Annotated in this window: 16 protein-coding genes and 1 tRNA gene; 13 read left to right on the forward strand and 4 right to left on the reverse strand. The window is 67.9% G+C overall.

Annotated features, from left to right (window positions below; genetic code table 11):
* Positions 1-133: 133 nt before the first annotated feature.
* A complete protein-coding gene (locus tag ACIF83_RS26050) occupies positions 134-766 on the reverse strand; it encodes an NAD(P)-dependent oxidoreductase (protein WP_399730414.1) in 633 nt (210 codons plus the stop codon).
* A gap of 103 nt (positions 767-869) precedes the next feature.
* Between ACIF83_RS26050 and ACIF83_RS26055 the strand changes: the two genes are divergently transcribed.
* A complete protein-coding gene (locus ACIF83_RS26055) occupies positions 870-1466 on the forward strand; it encodes a TetR/AcrR family transcriptional regulator (RefSeq protein WP_393467544.1) in 597 nt (198 codons plus the stop codon).
* A 57-nt stretch (positions 1467-1523) separates the two neighbouring features.
* Positions 1524-2234 carry a hypothetical protein gene (locus ACIF83_RS26060; protein ID WP_399730417.1) on the forward strand — a complete coding sequence of 237 codons (711 nt, stop codon included), beginning with the start codon at positions 1524-1526 and terminating at the stop codon, positions 2232-2234.
* On the opposite strand, the gene ACIF83_RS26065 is transcribed toward ACIF83_RS26060, so the two are convergent.
* Together ACIF83_RS26065 and ACIF83_RS26070 are read right to left on the reverse strand one after the other, a co-directional pair.
* On the reverse strand, positions 2179-3219 hold the full coding sequence (locus ACIF83_RS26065; RefSeq protein WP_399730420.1) for an adenosine deaminase: 1041 nt from the start codon (positions 3217-3219) through the stop codon (positions 2179-2181). The two genes, ACIF83_RS26060 and ACIF83_RS26065, sit on opposite strands and share 56 nt — an antisense overlap.
* A gap of 124 nt (positions 3220-3343) precedes the next feature.
* On the reverse strand, positions 3344-4570 hold the full coding sequence (locus ACIF83_RS26070; RefSeq protein WP_393467550.1) for a pyridoxal phosphate-dependent aminotransferase: 1227 nt from the start codon (positions 4568-4570) through the stop codon (positions 3344-3346).
* A gap of 261 nt (positions 4571-4831) precedes the next feature.
* Here ACIF83_RS26070 and ACIF83_RS26075 point away from each other — a divergent pair.
* The 11 genes from ACIF83_RS26075 to ACIF83_RS26125 all read left to right on the forward strand — a co-directional run bounded on the left by ACIF83_RS26075 (position 4832) and on the right by ACIF83_RS26125 (position 18924).
* Positions 4832-4904, forward strand: a tRNA-Trp gene (locus ACIF83_RS26075).
* Between the two features lie 105 nt (positions 4905-5009).
* Positions 5010-5297 carry a preprotein translocase subunit SecE gene (gene secE / locus ACIF83_RS26080; protein ID WP_145886700.1) on the forward strand — a complete coding sequence of 96 codons (288 nt, stop codon included), beginning with the start codon at positions 5010-5012 and terminating at the stop codon, positions 5295-5297.
* 80 nt (positions 5298-5377) lie between these two features.
* Positions 5378-6196: a transcription termination/antitermination protein NusG gene (gene nusG / locus ACIF83_RS26085; protein ID WP_399730423.1), complete on the forward strand. Its 819-nt coding sequence runs from the start codon at positions 5378-5380 to the stop codon at positions 6194-6196.
* A gap of 168 nt (positions 6197-6364) precedes the next feature.
* Positions 6365-6799: a 50S ribosomal protein L11 gene (gene rplK, locus ACIF83_RS26090; protein ID WP_037858373.1), complete on the forward strand. Its 435-nt coding sequence runs from the start codon at positions 6365-6367 to the stop codon at positions 6797-6799.
* Positions 6800-6880: 81 nt separating this feature from the next.
* The gene (gene rplA, locus ACIF83_RS26095) at positions 6881-7606 is read left to right on the forward strand and encodes a 50S ribosomal protein L1 (RefSeq protein WP_393467556.1); all 726 of its coding nucleotides are present in this window, start codon (positions 6881-6883) and stop codon (positions 7604-7606) included.
* A 164-nt stretch (positions 7607-7770) separates the two neighbouring features.
* Positions 7771-8688, forward strand: a complete 918-nt coding sequence (locus tag ACIF83_RS26100; protein ID WP_399730427.1) for a hypothetical protein — start codon at positions 7771-7773, stop codon at positions 8686-8688.
* 315 nt (positions 8689-9003) lie between these two features.
* A complete protein-coding gene (gene rplJ, locus ACIF83_RS26105; RefSeq protein WP_389187559.1) occupies positions 9004-9534 on the forward strand; it encodes a 50S ribosomal protein L10 in 531 nt (176 codons plus the stop codon).
* A gap of 116 nt (positions 9535-9650) precedes the next feature.
* The gene (gene rplL, locus ACIF83_RS26110) at positions 9651-10034 is read left to right on the forward strand and encodes a 50S ribosomal protein L7/L12 (RefSeq protein WP_094215523.1); all 384 of its coding nucleotides are present in this window, start codon (positions 9651-9653) and stop codon (positions 10032-10034) included.
* A gap of 569 nt (positions 10035-10603) precedes the next feature.
* On the forward strand, positions 10604-14089 hold the full coding sequence (gene rpoB, locus ACIF83_RS26115; RefSeq protein ID WP_393467561.1) for a DNA-directed RNA polymerase subunit beta: 3486 nt from the start codon (positions 10604-10606) through the stop codon (positions 14087-14089).
* 97 nt (positions 14090-14186) lie between these two features.
* On the forward strand, positions 14187-18086 hold the full coding sequence (locus tag ACIF83_RS26120) for a DNA-directed RNA polymerase subunit beta' (RefSeq protein ID WP_393467563.1): 3900 nt from the start codon (positions 14187-14189) through the stop codon (positions 18084-18086).
* A 175-nt stretch (positions 18087-18261) separates the two neighbouring features.
* Positions 18262-18924: a hypothetical protein gene (locus ACIF83_RS26125; protein ID WP_399730432.1), complete on the forward strand. Its 663-nt coding sequence runs from the start codon at positions 18262-18264 to the stop codon at positions 18922-18924.
* On the opposite strand, the gene ACIF83_RS26130 is transcribed toward ACIF83_RS26125, so the two are convergent.
* Positions 18869-19864, reverse strand: coding sequence for a hypothetical protein (locus ACIF83_RS26130; protein ID WP_399730435.1), 996 nt, complete (start codon positions 19862-19864; stop codon positions 18869-18871). The genes ACIF83_RS26125 and ACIF83_RS26130 overlap by 56 nt on opposite strands.
* Between the last annotated feature and the right edge of the window lie 194 nt (positions 19865-20058).

The following is a 20058-nucleotide window of genomic DNA, read 5'->3' on the forward strand; positions in this document are numbered from 1 at the left end:
ACAGGCCCGACAGGCCCGACAGGCCCGACAGGCCCGACAGGCCCGACAGGCCCGACAGGCCCGACAGGCCCGACAGGCCCGACAGGCCCGACAGGCCCGACAGGCTCCCCGGGGCCGCACGCACCGTCCAGGTTCAGTACGCGACCCCCACCCCCTGCTTCACCGTCCCCATGTCGTCGATCATCGACAGCATCGCGTGGGCGACGTCCGCGCGCGCGATGAAGCGGCCCTTGGGCGGGAAGCCGCCGACGACCGTGCGGTAGCGGCCGGTGAGCGGCTTGTCCTGCAGGCGCGGCGGCCGTACGGACGTCCAGTCCGTGCCGCTGCGCGCCAGCTCGGCCTCCATCTCGCGCAGATCGGCGTAGACGTCCTTCAGGATCGTCGAGACCAGCCCCCGCATCCCGCGGTCGAGGAAGCCGTCGCTCTCCGGCTCCGGTCCCACCGGGCCGGCGCTGACCACCAGCAGCCGCCGTACCCCCTCGGCCTCCATGGCCCCGAGCACCGTACGGGTGAGCCGGGCGGCCACCCCCGCGTCCTTGCGGCTGCGTGCGCCGAGGCCCGACAGGACCACGTCCCGGCCGGCGACGGCGGCGCGCAGCTCCTGCGGGTCGGCGAGGTCCGCGCGGAACACCTCCAGGGTGTTCCCCGTGACGTCCAGCCGGGCCGGATCGCGGACGACGGCGGTCACCCGGTGACCTGCGCCGAGCGCCTGACGGACGATCTCCCGGCCGATGCCGCCGGTGGCGCCGAAAACGGTGAGTTTCATGGGGACTTCCGCCCTCCCGTGAGGTGGGTGAGTATTCACTCACCCTGGCTTCTTCTAGAGTGGGTAAGCACTCACTCACTCGTCAAGCCCGATTGGACGTCCCATGGAGACGAAGCCGACGCGTGTCCGCATCCTCGACGCCGCTCACGAGCTGATGCTCACCGTCGGACTCGCCCGCGCCACCACCAAGGAGATCGCCAGGGCGGCCGGCTGCTCCGAGGCGGCGCTCTACAAGTACTTCGACAGCAAGGAGGAGCTGTTCGTCCGGGTGCTCGCCGAGCGCCTGCCCCGCCTCACCCCGCTGCTGAGCAGTCTCGCGGCCGAGCCGGGCCGGGGCACCCTGGAGGAGAACCTCACCGAGATCGCCCGCCAGGCGGCCCTCTTCTACGAGCAGAGCTTCCCGATCGCCGCTTCCCTGTACGCCGAGACACAGCTCAAGCGGCGGCACTACGAGGCGCTGCGGAAGATCGGCTCCGGGCCGCACACGCCGATCGAGAGCCTGGACGCCTATCTGCGCGCCGAGCAGGCCGCCGGCCGCGTCCGCGCCGACGCCGACACCTTCGCGGCCGCTTCGCTCCTCCTCGGCGCCTGCGCCCAGCGCGCGTTCGCCTACGACGCCACGGAGAGCGGCGAAGGACCGCCCGTGGACGCGTTCGCCAGCGGGCTCGCCCGGACCCTGCTGGGCGGCGTGGCCGCGTGAAACCCCGTTGCGCGGGACGGCGGCGGGTCGCGACGCTGATGTCATGAGGCATCCCGCATGCGGCTGAGGCTGCGAGAGTTCCGGTTCAGGACAGGGCCGCACGAGCACCGGGTGGTCCAGCCCTGGCAGCCCCTGCGGCACACGTCACTGCGCGACCCGGCGCCGTACGGCGTCCTGACCGGCGACCACGACGGGCTCAACCGGCTGGCAGGCCTGCTCTCCTTCGCCGCCTACTCGCGGCACACCGTCGTCCACGTCCCGCTGCGCGACACCGTCACCGCGCACCACGGAGGCTGCGGCGAGCCCGTCGACCTGGTCCTGGCCCACCACACCTACGGGCTGCGGCCCAGTAAATGGCCCGAGCTGCGCCGCAGGCTGGCCGGGGGCACCCGGCTGACCGTCCGCACCGACGAGGCACGCACCGCGCGCGACGCGGCCGCTTGGGAGCGGCGCAGCCACGACAGCGGCTTCCGGGACGAGCTGCGCCACACCACCCACGCGCGGACGTTCTTCCTCATCGGCAGCCGTGACGTCTTCGCCGGCACGGCCATGGAGTGCGCCTCGGCGGCGGGCTGGGGACCGCGCCACAAGCGGGTCGTGAAAGGCGGCTCAGCCCTCATGGGCTGCATCCGCGGTCTTGAGTCCGCGGCGGACCCGTGGCGCAGCCCCGAGGTGCTGATCTGCTTCCAGTCGTATCCGCCCTACGCCCACTTCAGACGGCCGGGCGAGTCAGCCACTCGTCCACGCCGGCCAGCAGCCGCGCCCTGACGTCCTCAGGCGCCGCCGAACCCCGCACCGACTGCCGGGCCAGCTCCGCCAGCTCGGCGTCCGTGAAGCCGTGGTGCTGCCGGGCGATCTCGTACTGGGCGGCCAGCCGGGAGCCGAAGAGCAGCGGGTCGTCGGCGCCGAGGGCCATCGGGACGCCCGCCTCGAAGAGCGTGCGCAGCGGCACGTCCTCCGGCTTCTCGTAGACACCGAGCGCCACGTTCGACGCCGGGCAGACCTCGCAGGTCACCCCCCGGTCGGCGAGCCGCTTCAGCAGCCGCGGGTCCTCCGCCGCGCGCACGCCGTGCCCGATCCGCGAGGCGTGCAGGTCGTCCAGGCAGTCGCGCACCGACGTCGGGCCGGTCAGCTCGCCGCCGTGCGGGGCCGACAGCAGGCCGCCGTCGCGTGCGATGGCGAAGGCGCGGTCGAAGTCCCGCGCCATGCCCCGCCGTTCGTCGTTCGACAGCCCGAAGCCGACCACGCCCCGGTCGGCGTACCGCACCGCGAGCCGGGCCAGCGTGCGCGCGTCCAGCGGGTGCTTCATGCGGTTCGCCGCCACCAGGACCCGCATCCCGAGCCCGGTCTCCCGCACCGTGGTGTCCACCGCGTCCAGGATGATCTCCAGGGCCGGGATCAGACCGCCCAGCCGGGGTGCGTACGACGTCGGGTCCACCTGGATCTCCAGCCAGCCCGAGCCGTCCCTCAGGTCCTCCTCGGCGGCCTCCCGGACCAGCCGCTGGATGTCCTCCGGCTCCCGGAGGCAGGAGCGCGCCGCGTCGTACAACCGCTGGAAGCGGAACCAGCCGCGCTCGTCCGTCGCGCGCAGCTTAGGGGGCTCGCCGCTGGTCAGTGCCTCGGTCAGTGCCTCGGGCAGGTGCACGCCGTACTTGTCGGCCAGCTCCAGGACGGTCCCCGGCCGCATCGAGCCGGTGAAGTGCAGGTGCAGATGGGCTTTCGGCAGCTCAGAGAGATCACGTAGACGCTCCATCCCAGGATCCTGCCGTACGTCCCGGTCACGCCGGTAGCTCTTTCTCCGAACGTGGTCTTGCTCGCACATGCGAACGGGGGCTGCTCCCGAAAGTCGGGAGCAGCCCCCGTGTGCGGAGCGGACCTCAGTCCCGCGCCTCCGCGAGCAGCTTCTGCATCCGGCTCACGCCCTCGACGAGGTCCTCGTCGCCGAGCGCGTACGACAGCCGCAGGTAGCCCGGCGTGCCGAAGGCCTCACCCGGGACGACCGCGACCTCGGCCTCCTCCAGGATCAGCGCGGCCAGCTCGACGGTGTCCTGCGGGCGCTTGCCGCGGATCTCCTTGCCGAGCAGGCCCTTGACCGACGGGTAGGCGTAGAACGCGCCCTCGGGCTCGGGGCACAGCACGCCGTCGATCTCGTTGAGCATCCGCACGATGGTCTTGCGGCGCCGGTCGAAGGCCTCGCGCATCTTCGCCACGGCCTCCAGGTCGCCGGAGACGGCGGCCAGGGCGGCCACCTGGGCCACGTTGGAGACGTTCGAGGTGGCGTGCGACTGCAGGTTCGTCGCGGCCTTGACGACGTCCTTCGGGCCGATGACCCAGCCCACGCGCCAGCCGGTCATGGCGTACGTCTTGGCCACACCGTTGACCACGATGCACTTGTCGCGCAGCTCGGGCAGGAGCGCCGGCAGCGAGGTGAACTTCGCGTCGCCGTAGACGAGGTGCTCGTAGATCTCGTCCGTGAGGACCCACAGGCCGTGCTCGACGGCCCAGCGGCCGATCGCCTCGGCCTCCTCCTGGCTGTAGACCGCGCCGGTGGGGTTCGACGGGGAGACGAAGAGCACGACCTTCGTCTTCTCCGTGCGGGCGGCCTCCAACTGCTCCACGCTCACCCGGTAGCCGGTGGTCTCGTCGGCGACGACCTCCACCGGGACACCGCCCGCGAGCCGGATCGACTCGGGGTAGGTCGTCCAGTACGGCGCCGGGACGATGACCTCGTCACCCGGGTCGAGGATCGCGGCGAACGCCTCGTAGATGGCCTGCTTGCCGCCGTTGGTCACCAGGATCTGGGACGCGTCGACCTCGTAGTTCGAGTCGCGCAGCGTCTTCGCGGCGATCGCGGCCTTCAGCTCGGGCAGGCCGCCGGCCGGCGTGTAGCGGTGGTACTTCGGGTTCTTGCAGGCCTCGACGGCCGCCTCGACGATGTAGTCCGGCGTCGGGAAGTCGGGCTCACCGGCGCCGAAGCCGATCACCGGACGCCCGGCGGCCTTCAGGGCCTTGGCCTTGGCGTCCACGGCGAGGGTGGCGGACTCGGAGATCGCGCCGACTCGGGCGGAGACCCGGCGCTCGGTGGGAGGGATTGCAGCGCTCATGGGGTCCATCGTTTCAGACCGGAAACGCCCCCGGCACGCGGGTTTCACGGACTGAACAGCAACGGGTCGAGACGTGAACAGGGATCCGAATCCTGCCCCCGGCCAGGACGATCTTCGGTCCGACGACTCCGTACAGGCACTTTCTGTTCGACGCCGGGCCGCGGACCACGTACACTCTCACCTCGTTGGCCTTCAGCAGCCGCTCCACAACCGGTGCACAACGAGCACTCGTCCGGATGCGGTACGTTGGGGGACACGCAAAGGGTCGTAGCTCAATTGGTAGAGCACCGGTCTCCAAAACCGGCGGTTGGGGGTTCAAGTCCCTCCGGCCCTGCTACACACACCGCCAGGATGTGTGCACATGTACGTACAGCGATGCACCGCCGTGCGGCTCAGACCGGGCGCGGCACGGCCACGACCCGGAATCAGGTGAGGACGAATGACGGACGCCGTGGGCTCCATCGACACGCCTGATGCCCAGGACGAGGCGCTGGAGACCAAGAAGAAGGCCCGCAAGGGTGGCAAGCGCGCCAAGAAGGGCCCGCTGAAGCGCCTCGGCATCTTCTACCGACAGGTCATCGCGGAACTCCGCAAGGTCGTCTGGCCGACGCGCAATCAGCTGACGTCGTACACCACCGTGGTGATCTTCTTCGTCGCAATCATGATCGCCCTGGTGACCGTGATTGACTATGGGCTCAACCACGCGGCCAAGTACGTCTTCGGCTGAGCCAAGAGCGAAGGGCGCCGTGGTACCGGCGCCCGTTTTCGCATGTTCTACCCCTATGTATCCAGGAAGAAGCAGCCATCGTGTCTGACCCGAACCTGAACGACGCCATCGAGCCGGACGAGACGGTGGACGACGAGCTCGACATCGTCGAGGGCGCGGACGAGCAGGACGAGTTCGAGGCTGCCGAGGCCGAGGCGGGCGAGCCGGCCGAGGAGGCCGCGCTGCACGTCGAGGACGAGGACGAGGCCGAGGAAGAGGTCGAGGCGGAGGCCGCCGCCCCGGTCGACCCGGTCGAGGCTCTGCGTGAGGAGCTGCGCTCCCTGCCCGGCGAGTGGTACGTCATCCACACGTACGCTGGCTACGAGAACCGCGTGAAGACGAACCTGGAGCAGCGTGCCGTCTCGCTGAACGTCGAGGACTACATCTTCCAGGCCGAGGTGCCGCAGGAAGAGGTCGTCCAGATCAAGAACGGCGACCGCAAGACGATCAAGCAGAACAAGCTGCCGGGTTACGTCCTGGTCCGCATGGACCTGACCAACGAGTCCTGGGGCGTCGTCCGCAACACCCCCGGCGTCACCGGCTTCGTGGGCAACGCCTACGACCCCTACCCGCTGACCCTGGACGAGATCGTCAAGATGCTCGCCCCGGAGGCGGAGGAGAAGGCCGCCCGCGAGGCCGCCGAGGCCGAGGGCAAGCCCGCCCCGCAGCGCAAGGTCGAGGTCCAGGTGCTGGACTTCGAGGTCGGCGACTCGGTCACCGTCACCGACGGCCCGTTCGCCACGCTCCAGGCGACCATCAACGAGATCAACCCCGACTCGAAGAAGGTCAAGGGCCTGGTGGAGATCTTCGGCCGCGAGACGCCGGTCGAGCTCTCCTTCGACCAGATCCAGAAGAACTAGTTCCTTCTGGACCAATTGCTTCCGTGCAGGTCAGGCGGGCTCTCGCAGCCAGTCTGACCTGCACGGTTTTTGGCCGCGCATCCATACCCGTTATCGTTGTGCGGTATGCCTGCGTCCGGGTGGCCCCCGGGTGCCGGCAGGACCCGAATCGAAAGGACCCGGAGAGCTATGCCTCCCAAGAAGAAGAAGGTCACGGGGCTTATCAAGCTCCAGATCAACGCCGGTGCGGCGAACCCGGCCCCGCCGGTCGGCCCCGCGCTCGGCCAGCACGGCGTCAACATCATGGAGTTCTGCAAGGCCTACAACGCCGCGACCGAGTCGCAGCGTGGCTGGGTGATCCCGGTGGAGATCACGGTCTACGAAGACCGCTCCTTCACCTTCGTCACCAAGACCCCGCCGGCCGCGAAGATGATCCTCAAGGCCGCTGGTGTCGAGAAGGGCTCTGGCGAGCCGCACAAGACCAAGGTCGCCAAGATCACCGAGGCGCAGGTCCGCGAGATCGCCCAGACCAAGCTTCCCGACCTGAACGCCAACGACCTGGACGCCGCGTCGAAGATCATCGCCGGCACCGCCCGCTCCATGGGCATCACGGTCGAGGGCTGAAGCCCACCTTCGTAGAACCACCGTGGTAGGGCCTGCTCGGCCCGTACACCACGACTCCTCTCAGAACACACAGGAGCAGTTGTGAGCAAGCGCAGCAAGGCTCTCCGCGCTGCGGACGCCAAGGTCGACCGGGAGAAGCTGTACGCCCCGCTCGAGGCCGTCCGTCTCGCCAAGGAGACCTCCACGACCAAGTTCGACGGCACCGTCGAGGTCGCCTTCCGTCTGGGTGTCGACCCGCGTAAGGCCGACCAGATGGTCCGTGGCACCGTGAACCTTCCGCACGGCACCGGTAAGACCGCCCGGGTCCTGGTCTTCGCGACCGGTGACCGTGCCGAGGCCGCGCGTGCCGCGGGCGCCGACATCGTCGGTGCCGACGAGCTGATCGACGAGGTCTCGAAGGGCCGCCTGGACTTCGACTCCGTCGTCGCCACCCCGGACCTCATGGGCAAGGTCGGCCGCCTCGGCCGCGTGCTCGGTCCGCGTGGTCTGATGCCGAACCCGAAGACCGGCACCGTCACCCCCGACGTGGCCAAGGCCGTCACCGAGATCAAGGGCGGCAAGATCGAGTTCCGCGTCGACAAGCACTCGAACCTGCACTTCATCATCGGCAAGACGTCCTTCGAGGACGCCCAGCTGGTGGAGAACTACGCTGCGGCGCTCGAGGAGATCACGCGTCTCAAGCCGTCCGCCGCCAAGGGTCGCTACATCAAGAAGGCCGCCATCAGCACCACGATGGGCCCCGGCATTCCGGTCGACTCGAACCGCACCCGCAACCTCCTCGTCGAGGAGGACCCGGCCGCCGTCTGAGCCTCGCGCTCACCCCGGTAGCCGCGTCAGGTACGCGTAAGTAGAGGGCGGGCCCTGGAACCTGAATGGTTCCGGGCCCGTCCTTTCTTTGTGCGACTTTTCGTACGACTGTCAGTGGCCTGGGTTACGTTGCAGGCACAGGACTCGCATAGGGGTGGGACTACATGAAGAGCACGACCGTACGCCGGGTGACCCTTTCCGTCGCGGTGGTGACCGCGCTGACCGGTGTGGCCGCCTGCGGCTCGCAATCCGGGAAGGGCGACAAGACGGTCGGCAAGAGCGTCACGCATGTCAGCCCCCTCGCGGCCCTGCTCTCCGCCGAGAAGTCCACGGACAAGGCCGAGTCGGCCAAGGTGCGCTCCAGCACGACGCTCGGCGACACCATGTCGATGACGGCCAACGGCGCCCTCGCCTGGGGCGACGGCCTCAAGGGCAACCTCACCATCACGTACACCGGCGGCAAGATGGCCGAAGCGATGCGCAAGGCCGGCACCACGTCGATGGAGGCCCGCTATCTGCCGGACGCCTACTACGCCAAGATGAGCGAGAAGTTCGCCGCGCAGTTCGGCGGCAAGCACTGGATCAAGTACGCGTACGACGACCTCGCCAAGCTCGGCGGCGGCTCCGGCGCGTACCTCAAGGACCAGATGCAGAACACCACGCCGAACCAGTCGGTGAAGCTGCTGCTGGCCTCCGGCGACGTCAAGAAGGTCGGCCAGGAGAAGGTCTCCGGCGTCGACGCCACGCACTACTCGGGCACGGTCGACGTCGCCGACCTCGCCGGCAAGAACAGCAACCTCACCGCCGACCAGTTGGCCGGCCTGAAGAAGCAGCTCAGCCAGGCGGGCGTCACCACCGAGACCATCGACATCTGGGTCGACGGCCAGGACCTCCTGGTCAAGAAGGTCGAGAAGGCGGACATGGCGACCGGCACCATGACCAGCACGGCCTACTACAGCGACTACGGCGTGAAGGTCGCCGCCGAGGCGCCCCCGGCCGCCGACACCAAGGACTTCACGGAGCTGATGAAGGCCGGCGGGCCCGGGACCGTGTCGGGCAGCAGCACCACCACCGCCTCCTGAGGCCTGCACGCAGACGGACCGGGGCGGCCCCGTAGGGCCCGATTTGCTCGACACCGCCCCGGTCCCGTACTCTCCTAACGAAGCCAAAGACCGCTGGTCGTTGCCGCACGCTTGAACGAGGGTGCGGTGGCCGAAGGATCCGCTGCAAAGTGGGCGACCCGCGCAGGTGACTGTGGAAGAACTCCCGGAACATACGCGCTCACGCGTGTGCGGCCGGTCGAGTCCGCCCCGTGCGCCTGCGCCGGGGCGTTTGTTTTACCCAGTCCTCCTTCGGGTCCGCGCGGTCCGAATCACCCGGAAGGAGGCCGAGGCTCTATGGCGAGGCCCGACAAGGCTGCTGCGGTTGCCGAGCTGACGGACAAGTTCCGCAGCTCCAACGCCGCCGTGCTGACCGAGTACCGCGGTCTCACCGTGGCGCAGCTCAAGACGCTGCGCCGGTCGCTCGGTGAGAACGCCCAGTACGCCGTGGTGAAGAACACGCTGACCAAGATTGCGGCCAACGAGGCCGGGATCACGCTGGACGACCAGCTCTTCGCTGGTCCGACGGCCGTCGCCTTCGTCACCGGTGACCCGGTGGAGTCGGCGAAGGGTCTCCGTGACTTCGCCAAGGACAACCCGAATCTCATCATCAAGGGCGGTGTCCTTGAGGGTAAGGCGCTGTCCGCCGATGAGATCAAGAAGCTTGCGGACCTCGAGTCCCGCGAGGTTCTGCTCTCCAAGCTGGCGGGTGCCTTCAAGGGCAAGCAGTCGCAGGCTGCTCAGCTCTTCCAGGCGCTTCCCTCGAAGCTCGTCCGCACCGTGGACGCTCTTCGTGCCAAGCAGGACGAGCAGGGCGGTGCCGAGTAACTCGGCTCGCTTTCTGACCCTGGCCGTTTAGGCGGCACGGGTCGCAGCGGGCCGACGTACGCCCGCCTCACCCAGTACATCCGGCACCTGCCGAATCAGTGGAAGGATCGCCCATCATGGCGAAGCTCAGCCAGGAAGACCTGCTCGCCCAGTTCGAGGAGATGACCCTCATCGAGCTCTCCGAGTTCGTGAAGGCCTTCGAGGAGAAGTTCGACGTCACCGCCGCCGCCGCGGTCGCCGTCGCGGGCCCGGCCGGTCCGGCCGCCGCCGCCCCGGTCGAGGAGGAGAAGGACGAGTTCGACGTCATCCTCACCGGCGCCGGCGACAAGAAGATCCAGGTCATCAAGGTCGTGCGTGAGCTGACCTCGCTGGGTCTGAAGGAGGCCAAGGACCTCGTCGACGGTGCCCCGAAGCCCGTCCTCGAGAAGGTCGCCAAGGACGCCGCCGAGAAGGCTGCCGAGTCCCTCAAGGGCGCCGGCGCCTCCGTCGAGGTCAAGTAAGACCTCTCGGAGTCTCTGCGACTCTCTCCGCGCGCTGAGTACGGCCTCCTAGGGCTGTAACGCGAACGCACCGAAGAGCGATCATCCATCCGGGTGGTCGCTCTTCGGCGTATCCGGAGGTCCGGCCTCGGTTGCCTTGTACCCCTGGTGGCGAGGGGTATGGTGATCTTCGTCGTGTCTCCGGACGGTCCCGTTTGGGCTGAGGGGCCTTGACGAACCGCACGCAGCGCGCAATTCTCAGGACGCGTCGTCACAAGGATCCGAATCCGAGGCATGGATCGACGACGAAGAGGGCAGTATCAACCTGCGTTGAGGGCAGCAGGCCAAGGGCGTTGACAAGGGTGTTGAGAACAACGAGGGTCTCGAAAAACCCGCACTGGACATCAGTGTGCCAAGTGGCTACACTGACCCTTTGCGCTGCCTGTTAGCTGTCCCCTGCCCGTCACCAGGGGTCTGCCCTCACTCCAGCATCGATGACCGAAGCTCCCTTGACCTGGGATTTCTGTCTCTGTGTACGGAGAGGGACCGGCACGCGCGTAGTGAGTCCGAGCCCTCGGAAGGACCCCCTCTTGGCCGCCTCGCGCAACGCCTCGACCGCGAATACGAACAACGGCGCCAGCACCGCCCCGCTGCGCATCTCCTTTGCAAAGATCAAGGAGCCTCTCGAGGTTCCGAACCTGCTCGCGCTGCAGACCGAGAGCTTCGACTGGCTGCTCGGCAACACCGCTTGGCAGAGTCGGGTCGAGGAGGCTCTTGAGAACGGTCAGGACGTCCCCACCAAGTCCGGTCTGGAGGAGATCTTCGAGGAGATCTCCCCGATCGAGGACTTCTCCGGGTCGATGTCCCTGACGTTCCGGGACCACCGCTTCGAGCCGCCGAAGAACTCCATCGACGAGTGCAAGGAGCGCGACTTCACGTACGCGGCTCCGCTCTTCGTCACCGCCGAGTTCACCAACAACGAGACCGGCGAGATCAAGTCCCAGACCGTCTTCATGGGTGACTTCCCGCTCATGACGAACAAGGGCACCTTCGTCATCAACGGCACCGAGCGTGTCGTGGTGTCTCAGCTGGTCCGTTCCCCCGGTGTCTACTTCGACTCCAGCATCGACAAGACGTCCGACAAGGACATCTTCTCCGCCAAGATCATCCCGTCCCGGGGTGCCTGGCTGGAGATGGAGATCGACAAGCGCGACATGGTCGGTGTCCGTATCGACCGCAAGCGCAAGCAGTCGGTCACCGTGCTGCTCAAGGCGCTCGGCTGGACGACCGAGCAGATCCTCGAGGAGTTCGGCGACTACGAGTCGATGCGCGCCACCCTGGAGAAGGACCACACCCAGGGCCAGGACGACGCGCTGCTCGACATCTACCGCAAGCTGCGTCCGGGTGAGCCCCCCACGCGTGAGGCCGCGCAGACGCTGCTCGAGAACCTCTACTTCAACCCGAAGCGCTACGACCTCGCCAAGGTCGGCCGCTACAAGGTCAACAAGAAGCTGGGTGCGGACGCTCCGCTCGACGCGGGCATCCTGACCGTCGAGGACATCATCTCGACGATCAAGTACCTGGTGCAGCTGCACGCCGGCGAGACCGAGACCACCGGTGACAACGGCGACATGATCGTTGTCGAGACGGACGACATCGACCACTTCGGCAACCGTCGTCTGCGCAGCGTCGGTGAGCTGATCCAGAACCAGGTCCGTACGGGTCTCGCCCGTATGGAGCGTGTCGTGCGCGAGCGCATGACCACCCAGGACGTCGAGGCGATCACGCCGCAGACCCTGATCAACATCCGGCCGGTCGTCGCCTCCATCAAGGAGTTCTTCGGCACCAGCCAGCTGTCCCAGTTCATGGACCAGAACAACCCGCTGTCGGGTCTCACCCACAAGCGCCGTCTGTCGGCTCTTGGTCCGGGTGGTCTCTCCCGTGAGCGGGCCGGCTTCGAGGTCCGTGACGTGCACCCGTCGCACTACGGCCGCATGTGCCCGATCGAGACCCCTGAAGGCCCGAACATCGGTCTGATCGGCTCGCTCGCCTCCTACGGCCGGGTCAACGCGTTCGGTTTCGTCGAGACCCCGTACCGCAAGGTGAACGACGGCCAGGTCACCGACGAGGTCGACTACCTGACCGCCGACGAGGAGGACCGCTTCGTCATCGCGCAGGCCAACGCCACGCTGAACGACGAACTCCGGTTCGCCGAGGCGCGTGTCCTGGTCCGCCGCCGTGGCGGTGAGGTCGACTACGTCAGCCCCGAGGACGTCGACTACATGGACGTCTCGCCGCGCCAGATGGTGTCGGTCGCGACCGCCATGATCCCGTTCCTCGAGCACGACGACGCCAACCGTGCCCTCATGGGCGCGAACATGATGCGTCAGGCCGTGCCGCTGATTAAGTCCGAGTCCCCGCTCGTCGGCACCGGCATGGAGTACCGCTCCGCCGTCGACGCCGGCGACGTGGTCAAGGCCGAGAAGGCGGGTGTGGTCCAGGAGGTCTCCGCGGACTACATCACCACGGCCAACGACGACGGCACGTACATCACGTACCGCCTGCACAAGTTCGCCCGGTCCAACCAGGGCACCTCGGTCAACCAGAAGGTCGTCGTCAACGAGGGCGACCGGATCATCGAGGGCCAGGTCCTCGCCGACGGTCCGGCCACCGAGAACGGTGAGATGGCCCTGGGCAAGAACCTGCTCGTGGCGTTCATGCCGTGGGAGGGTCACAACTACGAGGACGCGATCATCCTGTCGCAGCGCCTCGTGCAGGACGACGTCCTCTCCTCGATCCACATCGAGGAGCACGAGGTCGACGCCCGTGACACCAAGCTCGGCCCCGAGGAGATCACCCGGGACATCCCGAACGTCTCCGAGGAGGTCCTCGCCGACCTCGACGAGCGCGGCATCATCCGCATCGGCGCCGAGGTCATCGCCGGCGACATCCTCGTCGGCAAGGTCACCCCGAAGGGTGAGACCGAGCTGACCCCCGAGGAGCGCCTGCTGCGCGCGATCTTCGGTGAGAAGGCCCGTGAGGTCCGTGACACCTCGCTGAAGGTGCCGCACGGTGAGACCGGCAAGGTCATCGGCGTGCGCGTCTTCGACCGCGAGGAGGGCGACGAGCTGCCGCCGGGCGTGAACCAGCTGGTCCGCGTCTACGTCGCGCAGAAGCGCAAGATCACCGACGGTGACAAGCTCGCCGGCCGTCACGGCAACAAGGGTGTCATCTCGAAGATCCTGCCCATCGAGGACATGCCGTTCCTCGAGGACGGAACTCCGGTCGACATCATCCTCAACCCGCTGGGTGTCCCGTCCCGAATGAACCCGGGACAGGTCCTGGAGATCCACCTCGGCTGGCTCGCCAGCCGCGGCTGGGACGTCTCCGGCCTCGCGGACGAGTGGGCGCAGCGCCTGCAGGCCATCGGCGCCGACCAGGTCGCCCCCGGCACCAACGTCGCCACCCCGGTGTTCGACGGTGCCCGCGAGGACGAGCTGGCGGGTCTGCTGCAGCACACCATCCCGAACCGCGACGGCGAGCGCATGGTGCTCCCGACCGGTAAGGCGCGGCTGTTCGACGGCCGTAGCGGTGAGCCGTTCCCGGACCCGATCTCGGTCGGCTACATGTACATCCTGAAGCTGCACCACCTGGTCGACGACAAGCTGCACGCCCGCTCGACCGGTCCGTACTCGATGATCACCCAGCAGCCGCTGGGTGGTAAGGCGCAGTTCGGTGGCCAGCGCTTCGGTGAGATGGAGGTGTGGGCCCTCGAGGCATACGGCGCCGCGTACGCCCTCCAGGAGCTGCTGACCATCAAGTCCGACGACGTCACCGGCCGCGTGAAGGTCTACGAGGCCATCGTCAAGGGCGAGAACATCCCCGAGCCCGGCATCCCCGAGTCCTTCAAGGTGCTCATCAAGGAGATGCAGTCGCTCTGCCTGAACGTGGAGGTGCTGTCCAGCGACGGTATGTCCATCGAGATGCGCGACACCGACGAGGACGTCTTCCGCGCTGCGGAGGAGCTCGGTATCGACCTGTCCCGGCGCGAGCCGAGCAGCGTCGAAGAGGTCTGACGGGAGTCCGGCGGGGCCCTCACCCACAGGGCCCCGCCGACCCCCAGGCCCCCGTTTCAGACCAAAGACTCACGACCCTGAGAGGGATTGACGCATAGTGCTCGACGTCAACTTCTTCGACGAGCTCCGGATCGGCCTGGCCACCGCGGACGACATCCGTCAGTGGAGCCACGGCGAGGTCAAGAAGCCCGAGACCATCAACTACCGCACCCTCAAGCCCGAGAAGGACGGACTCTTCTGCGAGAAGATCTTCGGTCCGACCCGGGACTGGGAGTGCTACTGCGGCAAGTACAAGCGCGTCCGCTTCAAGGGCATCATCTGCGAGCGCTGTGGCGTCGAGGTCACGCGCGCCAAGGTGCGCCGTGAGCGGATGGGCCACATCGAGCTGGCCGCGCCCGTCACGCACATCTGGTACTTCAAGGGTGTTCCTTCGCGCCTCGGCTACCTGCTGGACCTGGCGCCCAAGGACCTCGAGAAGGTCATCTACTTCGCGGCGTACATGATCACGTACGTCGACGAGGAGCGCCGTACCCGCGACCTGCCCTCCCTGGAGGCGCACGTCTCGGTCGAGCGCCAGCAGATCGAGAACCGCCGGGACGCCGACCTGGAGGCCCGCGCCAAGAAGCTCGAGACCGACCTGGGCGAGCTCGAGGCCGAGGGTGCCAAGGCCGACGTGCGCCGCAAGGTGCGCGAGGGTGCCGAGCGCGAGATGAAGCAGCTGCGCGACCGTGCGCAGCGCGAGATCGACCGCCTCGACGAGGTGTGGAACCGGTTCAAGAACCTCAAGGTCCAGGACCTCGAGGGCGACGAGCTGCTCTACCGCGAGCTGCGTGACCGCTTCGGCACGTACTTCGACGGCTCGATGGGTGCCGCGGCGCTGCAGAAGCGCCTGGAGTCCTTCGACCTCGAGGAGGAGGCCGAGCGTCTCCGCGAGATCATCCGTACCGGCAAGGGCCAGAAGAAGACCCGTGCGCTCAAGCGCCTCAAGGTCGTCTCCGCGTTCCTGCAGACCAGCAACAGCCCCAAGGGCATGGTGCTCGACTGCGTGCCGGTCATCCCGCCGGACCTGCGTCCGATGGTGCAGCTGGACGGTGGCCGCTTCGCGACCTCCGACCTGAACGACCTGTACCGCCGTGTGATCAACCGCAACAACCGCCTGAAGCGCCTTCTCGACCTCGGTGCGCCCGAGATCATCGTGAACAACGAGAAGCGCATGCTCCAGGAGGCCGTCGACGCGCTCTTCGACAACGGCCGTCGTGGTCGCCCGGTCACGGGCCCCGGCAACCGTCCGCTGAAGTCCCTCAGCGACATGCTGAAGGGTAAGCAGGGTCGATTCCGTCAGAACCTGCTCGGCAAGCGAGTCGACTACTCGGCGCGTTCCGTCATCGTCGTCGGCCCGCAGCTGAAGCTGCACCAGTGCGGTCTGCCCAAGGCCATGGCGCTGGAGCTCTTCAAGCCGTTCGTGATGAAGCGCCTGGTCGACCTGAACCACGCGCAGAACATCAAGAGCGCCAAGCGCATGGTGGAGCGCGGCCGCACCGTCGTGTACGACGTCCTCGAAGAGGTCATCGCCGAGCACCCGGTGCTGCTGAACCGTGCTCCCACCCTGCACCGCCTCGGCATCCAGGCCTTCGAGCCGCAGCTGGTCGAGGGCAAGGCCATCCAGATCCACCCGCTCGTCTGCACCGCGTTCAACGCGGACTTCGACGGTGACCAGATGGCCGTGCACCTGCCGCTGTCCGCGGAGGCGCAGGCCGAGGCCCGCATCCTGATGCTGTCCTCGAACAACATCCTCAAGCCGGCCGACGGCCGTCCGGTGACGATGCCGACCCAGGACATGGTCCTCGGTCTGTTCTTCCTCACCACCGACGGCGAGCTGCGTGACACCAAGGGCGAGGGCCGGTCGTTCGGCTCCACGGCCGAGGCGATCATGGCGTTCGACGCCGGCGAGCTCGCGCTGCAGTCGGCCGTGGACATCCGCTTCCCGGTGGGCACCATCCCGCCGCGCGGCTGGACCCCGCCGGCCCGCGAGGAGGGCGAGCCCGAGTGGCAGCAGGGTGACACCTTCCGCCTGCGGACGACCCTGGGCCGTGCGCTCTTCAACGAGCTGCTGCCCGAGGACTACCCGTTCGTCGACTACTCGGTCGGCAAGAAGCAGCTCTCCGAGATCGTCAACGACCTCGCCGAGCGCTACCCCAAGGTCATCGTGGCGGCGACGCTCGACAACCTGAAGGCGGCCGGCTTCTACTGGGCGACCCGTTCCGGTGTCACCGTGGCCATCTCCGACGTCGTCGTTCCCGAGGCGAAGAAGGAGATCGTCCGCGGCTACGAGGCGCAGGACGAGAAGGTCCAGAAGCAGTACGAGCGCGGTCTGATCACCAAGGAAGAGCGCACTCAGGAGCTCATCGCGATCTGGACCAAGGCGACCAACGAGGTCGCCGAGGCGATGAACGAGAACTTCCCCAAGACGAACCCCATCTTCATGATGGTTGACTCGGGTGCCCGAGGAAACATGATGCAGATGCGGCAGATCGCCGGTATGCGTGGTCTGGTGTCGAACGCGAAGAACGAGACCATCCCGCGTCCGATCAAGGCCTCGTTCCGTGAGGGTCTGTCCGTGCTGGAGTACTTCATCTCCACGCACGGTGCCCGTAAGGGTCTGGCGGACACCGCCCTGCGTACCGCCGACTCGGGTTACCTGACCCGTCGTCTGGTGGACGTCTCGCAGGACGTCATCATCCGCGAGGAGGACTGCGGCACCGAGCGCGGTCTGAAGCTGCGGATCGCCAACCGCGGCGCCGACGGTGTGCTGCGCAAGGCGGACGACGTCGAGACCAGCGTCTACGCCCGCATGCTCGCCGAGGACGTCGTCATCGACGGCAAGGTGATCGCGCCGGCCAACGTGGACCTCGGTGACGTGCTCATCGACCAGCTGGTGCACCACGGCATCGAGGAGGTCAAGACCCGCTCGATCCTGACCTGCGAGTCGCACGTCGGCACCTGCGCGATGTGCTACGGCCGTTCGCTGGCCACCGGCAAGCTGGTCGACATCGGTGAGGCTGTCGGCATCATCGCCGCCCAGTCCATCGGTGAGCCCGGTACCCAGCTGACGATGCGTACCTTCCACACCGGTGGTGTGGCCGGTGACGACATCACCCAGGGTCTGCCCCGTGTCGTCGAGCTCTTCGAGGCCCGTACCCCGAAGGGTGTCGCCCCGATCTCCGAGGCCAACGGCCGCGTGCGGATCGAGGAGACCGAGAAGACCAAGAAGATCGTCGTCACCCCGGACGACGGCAGCGACGAGACGGCGTTCCCGATCTCGAAGCGTGCCAAGGTCCTGGTCCGCGAGGGCGACCACGTCGAGGTGGGCCAGCAGCTCACCGTGGGTGCCACCAACCCGCACGACGTGCTGCGCATCCTGGGTCAGCGTGCCGTCCAGGTCCACCTGGTCGGCGAGGTCCAGAAGGTGTACAACTCGCAGGGTGTGTCGATCCACGACAAGCACATCGAGATCATCATCCGGCAGATGCTCCGCCGCGTGACGATCATCGAGTCCGGCGACGCCGAGCTGCTGCCCGGCGAGCTGGTCGAGCGCTCGAAGTTCGAGACCGAGAACCGTCGTGTGGTCCAGGAGGGCGGTCACCCGGCCTCCGGTCGTCCGCAGCTGATGGGTATCACCAAGGCCTCGCTGGCGACGGAGTCCTGGCTGTCGGCCGCCTCCTTCCAGGAGACGACCCGAGTTCTGACGGACGCGGCGATCAACGCCAAGTCCGACAGCCTCATCGGCCTCAAGGAGAACGTCATCATCGGTAAGCTCATCCCGGCCGGTACGGGTCTGTCCCGCTACCGCAACATCCGGGTCGAGCCGACCGAGGAGGCCAAGGCCGCGATGTACTCGGCCGTCGGCTACGACGACATCGACTACTCGCCGTTCGGCACCGGCTCCGGCCAGGCCGTTCCGCTGGAGGACTACGACTACGGTCCGTACAACCAGTAAGCGAGCAGCTTGAACTGAAGGGCGGTCACCCTGTGGGGTGACCGCCCTTCGGTGTTGTTCGGGTCTGTCGTTCGAGTGATCGCCCCGTGTCAGCCACGTCCGTCCACGCTTCCCGGGCAGCCGGTGTGCGAGGTTGTGCCGAACCCGGCCGAGCGGAGGCGGAGGTGTCGACGTCGTGACTTCAGCGACTGCCCGGCGTCTTGTCGTGGCGGCGGTGCTGGCCGTGCTGGCGGCGACGGCGGCCTGCGGGGGCGGGCCGACGCCTCCAGGGCCCACCGAGACCGAGTCCACCGAGACGGAGTCCACCGAGACGGAGTCCTCCGAGACGGAGGAGAACGGAACCGGGACGCCGGCCCCGGACGAGACCGGGACGACCTCGAACCCGGGCGAGTCGGACGCGGACGTCTTCCTGGACGGTGACAACGAGGAGTCCTCCGCGTCGGACATCGAGCTGTCGAGGACTCAGGTGGGTGAGCCGGTCCAAGGGGACGTGGAGATCAAGGCGTCGCAGGAGCGGCCGCCCCCGCCCCTGCAGAACGTCAGGGGCGAGATCGACGGTGAAGAGGTCGAGATCGTCGAGGGGTGTCTGGGCGAGGTGCCGTCGGACGGCTGCACGGTGACCTTCCGGTACACGCCGACGGAACCGGGGCCGTACGACGGGGAGTTGACCCTCACCATGGCCGACGGCTCCACCGTCACCGCACCCATCCACGGCGAGGCGGACGAGACCCCGACCTCGGACACGGGCCCGACCACCCCGGGGACCACGACCCCCGAGCCCGTCACCACCGATCCGGAGACCCCGTCCGAGGACGAGACGCCGGAGCTGCAGACGTAGCGCCGGGCGTTCTCCCGGGCGCGCGGATCTCCAGCCAGGCGGTCCCGTCGTCGGGCAGCACCACCACGCCGTCCCTGTAGTGCGCGGTGCGAGAGATCAGATAGAAGCGGGTCGGCGCCTTCGCGAGGAGGCGGAAGCCCCGGTACTCGTACCGGTACGGCCCGTTCGCGCTGCCGTGGTCCTTGAACTCGATGTCCCTCGCGTTGTGGGTGAGGGGCACCCGGGAATGGATCACCACGGCCGGCAGCCGCTTGTACCCCCGCTCCGCGTCCAGCCTGGCGTTGCTGTGACCGACGACCGCCGCGTACTGCGCCATGTCGAAGAACAGGCTCACCGTCAGCAGCCCGATGAGCAGCGCACCGATGGCCAGCCACACACGGTCGCCGTCAGGGGTCCGCAGCCGGGCCCGGAGGCCGGTCCCCTGGTTGAGACGCAGATGGACCGCGCAGATGGCCAGCGTGGAGCCCACGGCCACCATCACGGCCGGCATGAACACGCGTGGCCAGCCCGCCGGGAAGGGGACCACCGGGTCCGCCACGAGAGCCGGAAGGCCCAGGAACACCATGGCGATGCCGACGGCGAGCAGCAGGATGATCGCCGCACGGCGACGCACGGCATGCTCCGGTCCGGCGAGCGCCTGTTCCAGCCAGCCGAACACCAGGAAGACGATCAGCCCGCCGGCCAGCAGGACGCACAGGGGAAGGAAGATCGCGCTCGTGCTGTTGGCCATGACGTTCTGGATGGACATCCCGAGGTCCTCGGGCACCACGCCTAGGGTGGAGTAGTACTCCCTGATGTAGAGGCTGCCGAAGTAGTACAGCAGGGCGAGTGCGATGGTCCCCGGTGCCGCGACGAGCGCCGCCTTCTCCACGAACGTCGACACGGGGGAGCGCCCGGGCGGGGGCTGGGGGCCGGCCGGCGGCTCCTGCGGCGCGGTCATGGGTCCCAGTCTGTTCGCGCGCTGCCGGGCCCGCACGCGGAGACCCTCCGCCCGGCTGGCCCGCTCCCCGGCGCACCGGTCGTCCTGACATGCGTCGATCGCCGATTCGAAGATCACGTAGGGTACAGCGGCTTGACATCGCCCGCAGCTCGGGGCCGCCGGACTCCATTTGTTTTGACCACAGCGAATGAGGT

The sequence above is a fragment of the Streptomyces sp. NPDC085866 genome, from assembly GCF_044541035.1.
Taxonomy (GTDB): Bacteria; Actinomycetota; Actinomycetes; order Streptomycetales; family Streptomycetaceae; genus Streptomyces.

Coding starts and splice junctions, on each gene's coding strand:
- ACIF83_RS26050 (WP_399730414.1), bottom strand. CDS start 766: ATGAAACTCACCGTTTTCGGCGCCACCGGCGGCATCGGCCGGGAGATC.
- ACIF83_RS26055 (WP_393467544.1), top strand. CDS start 870: ATGGAGACGAAGCCGACGCGTGTCCGCATCCTCGACGCCGCTCACGAG.
- ACIF83_RS26060 (WP_399730417.1), top strand. CDS start 1,524: ATGCGGCTGAGGCTGCGAGAGTTCCGGTTCAGGACAGGGCCGCACGAG.
- ACIF83_RS26065 (WP_399730420.1), bottom strand. CDS start 3,219: ATGGAGCGTCTACGTGATCTCTCTGAGCTGCCGAAAGCCCATCTGCAC.
- ACIF83_RS26070 (WP_393467550.1), bottom strand. CDS start 4,570: ATGAGCGCTGCAATCCCTCCCACCGAGCGCCGGGTCTCCGCCCGAGTC.
- secE (WP_145886700.1), top strand. CDS start 5,010: ATGACGGACGCCGTGGGCTCCATCGACACGCCTGATGCCCAGGACGAG.
- rplK (WP_037858373.1), top strand. CDS start 6,365: ATGCCTCCCAAGAAGAAGAAGGTCACGGGGCTTATCAAGCTCCAGATC.
- ACIF83_RS26100 (WP_399730427.1), top strand. CDS start 7,771: ATGAAGAGCACGACCGTACGCCGGGTGACCCTTTCCGTCGCGGTGGTG.
- rplJ (WP_389187559.1), top strand. CDS start 9,004: ATGGCGAGGCCCGACAAGGCTGCTGCGGTTGCCGAGCTGACGGACAAG.
- rplL (WP_094215523.1), top strand. CDS start 9,651: ATGGCGAAGCTCAGCCAGGAAGACCTGCTCGCCCAGTTCGAGGAGATG.
- ACIF83_RS26130 (WP_399730435.1), bottom strand. CDS start 19,864: ATGACCGCGCCGCAGGAGCCGCCGGCCGGCCCCCAGCCCCCGCCCGGG.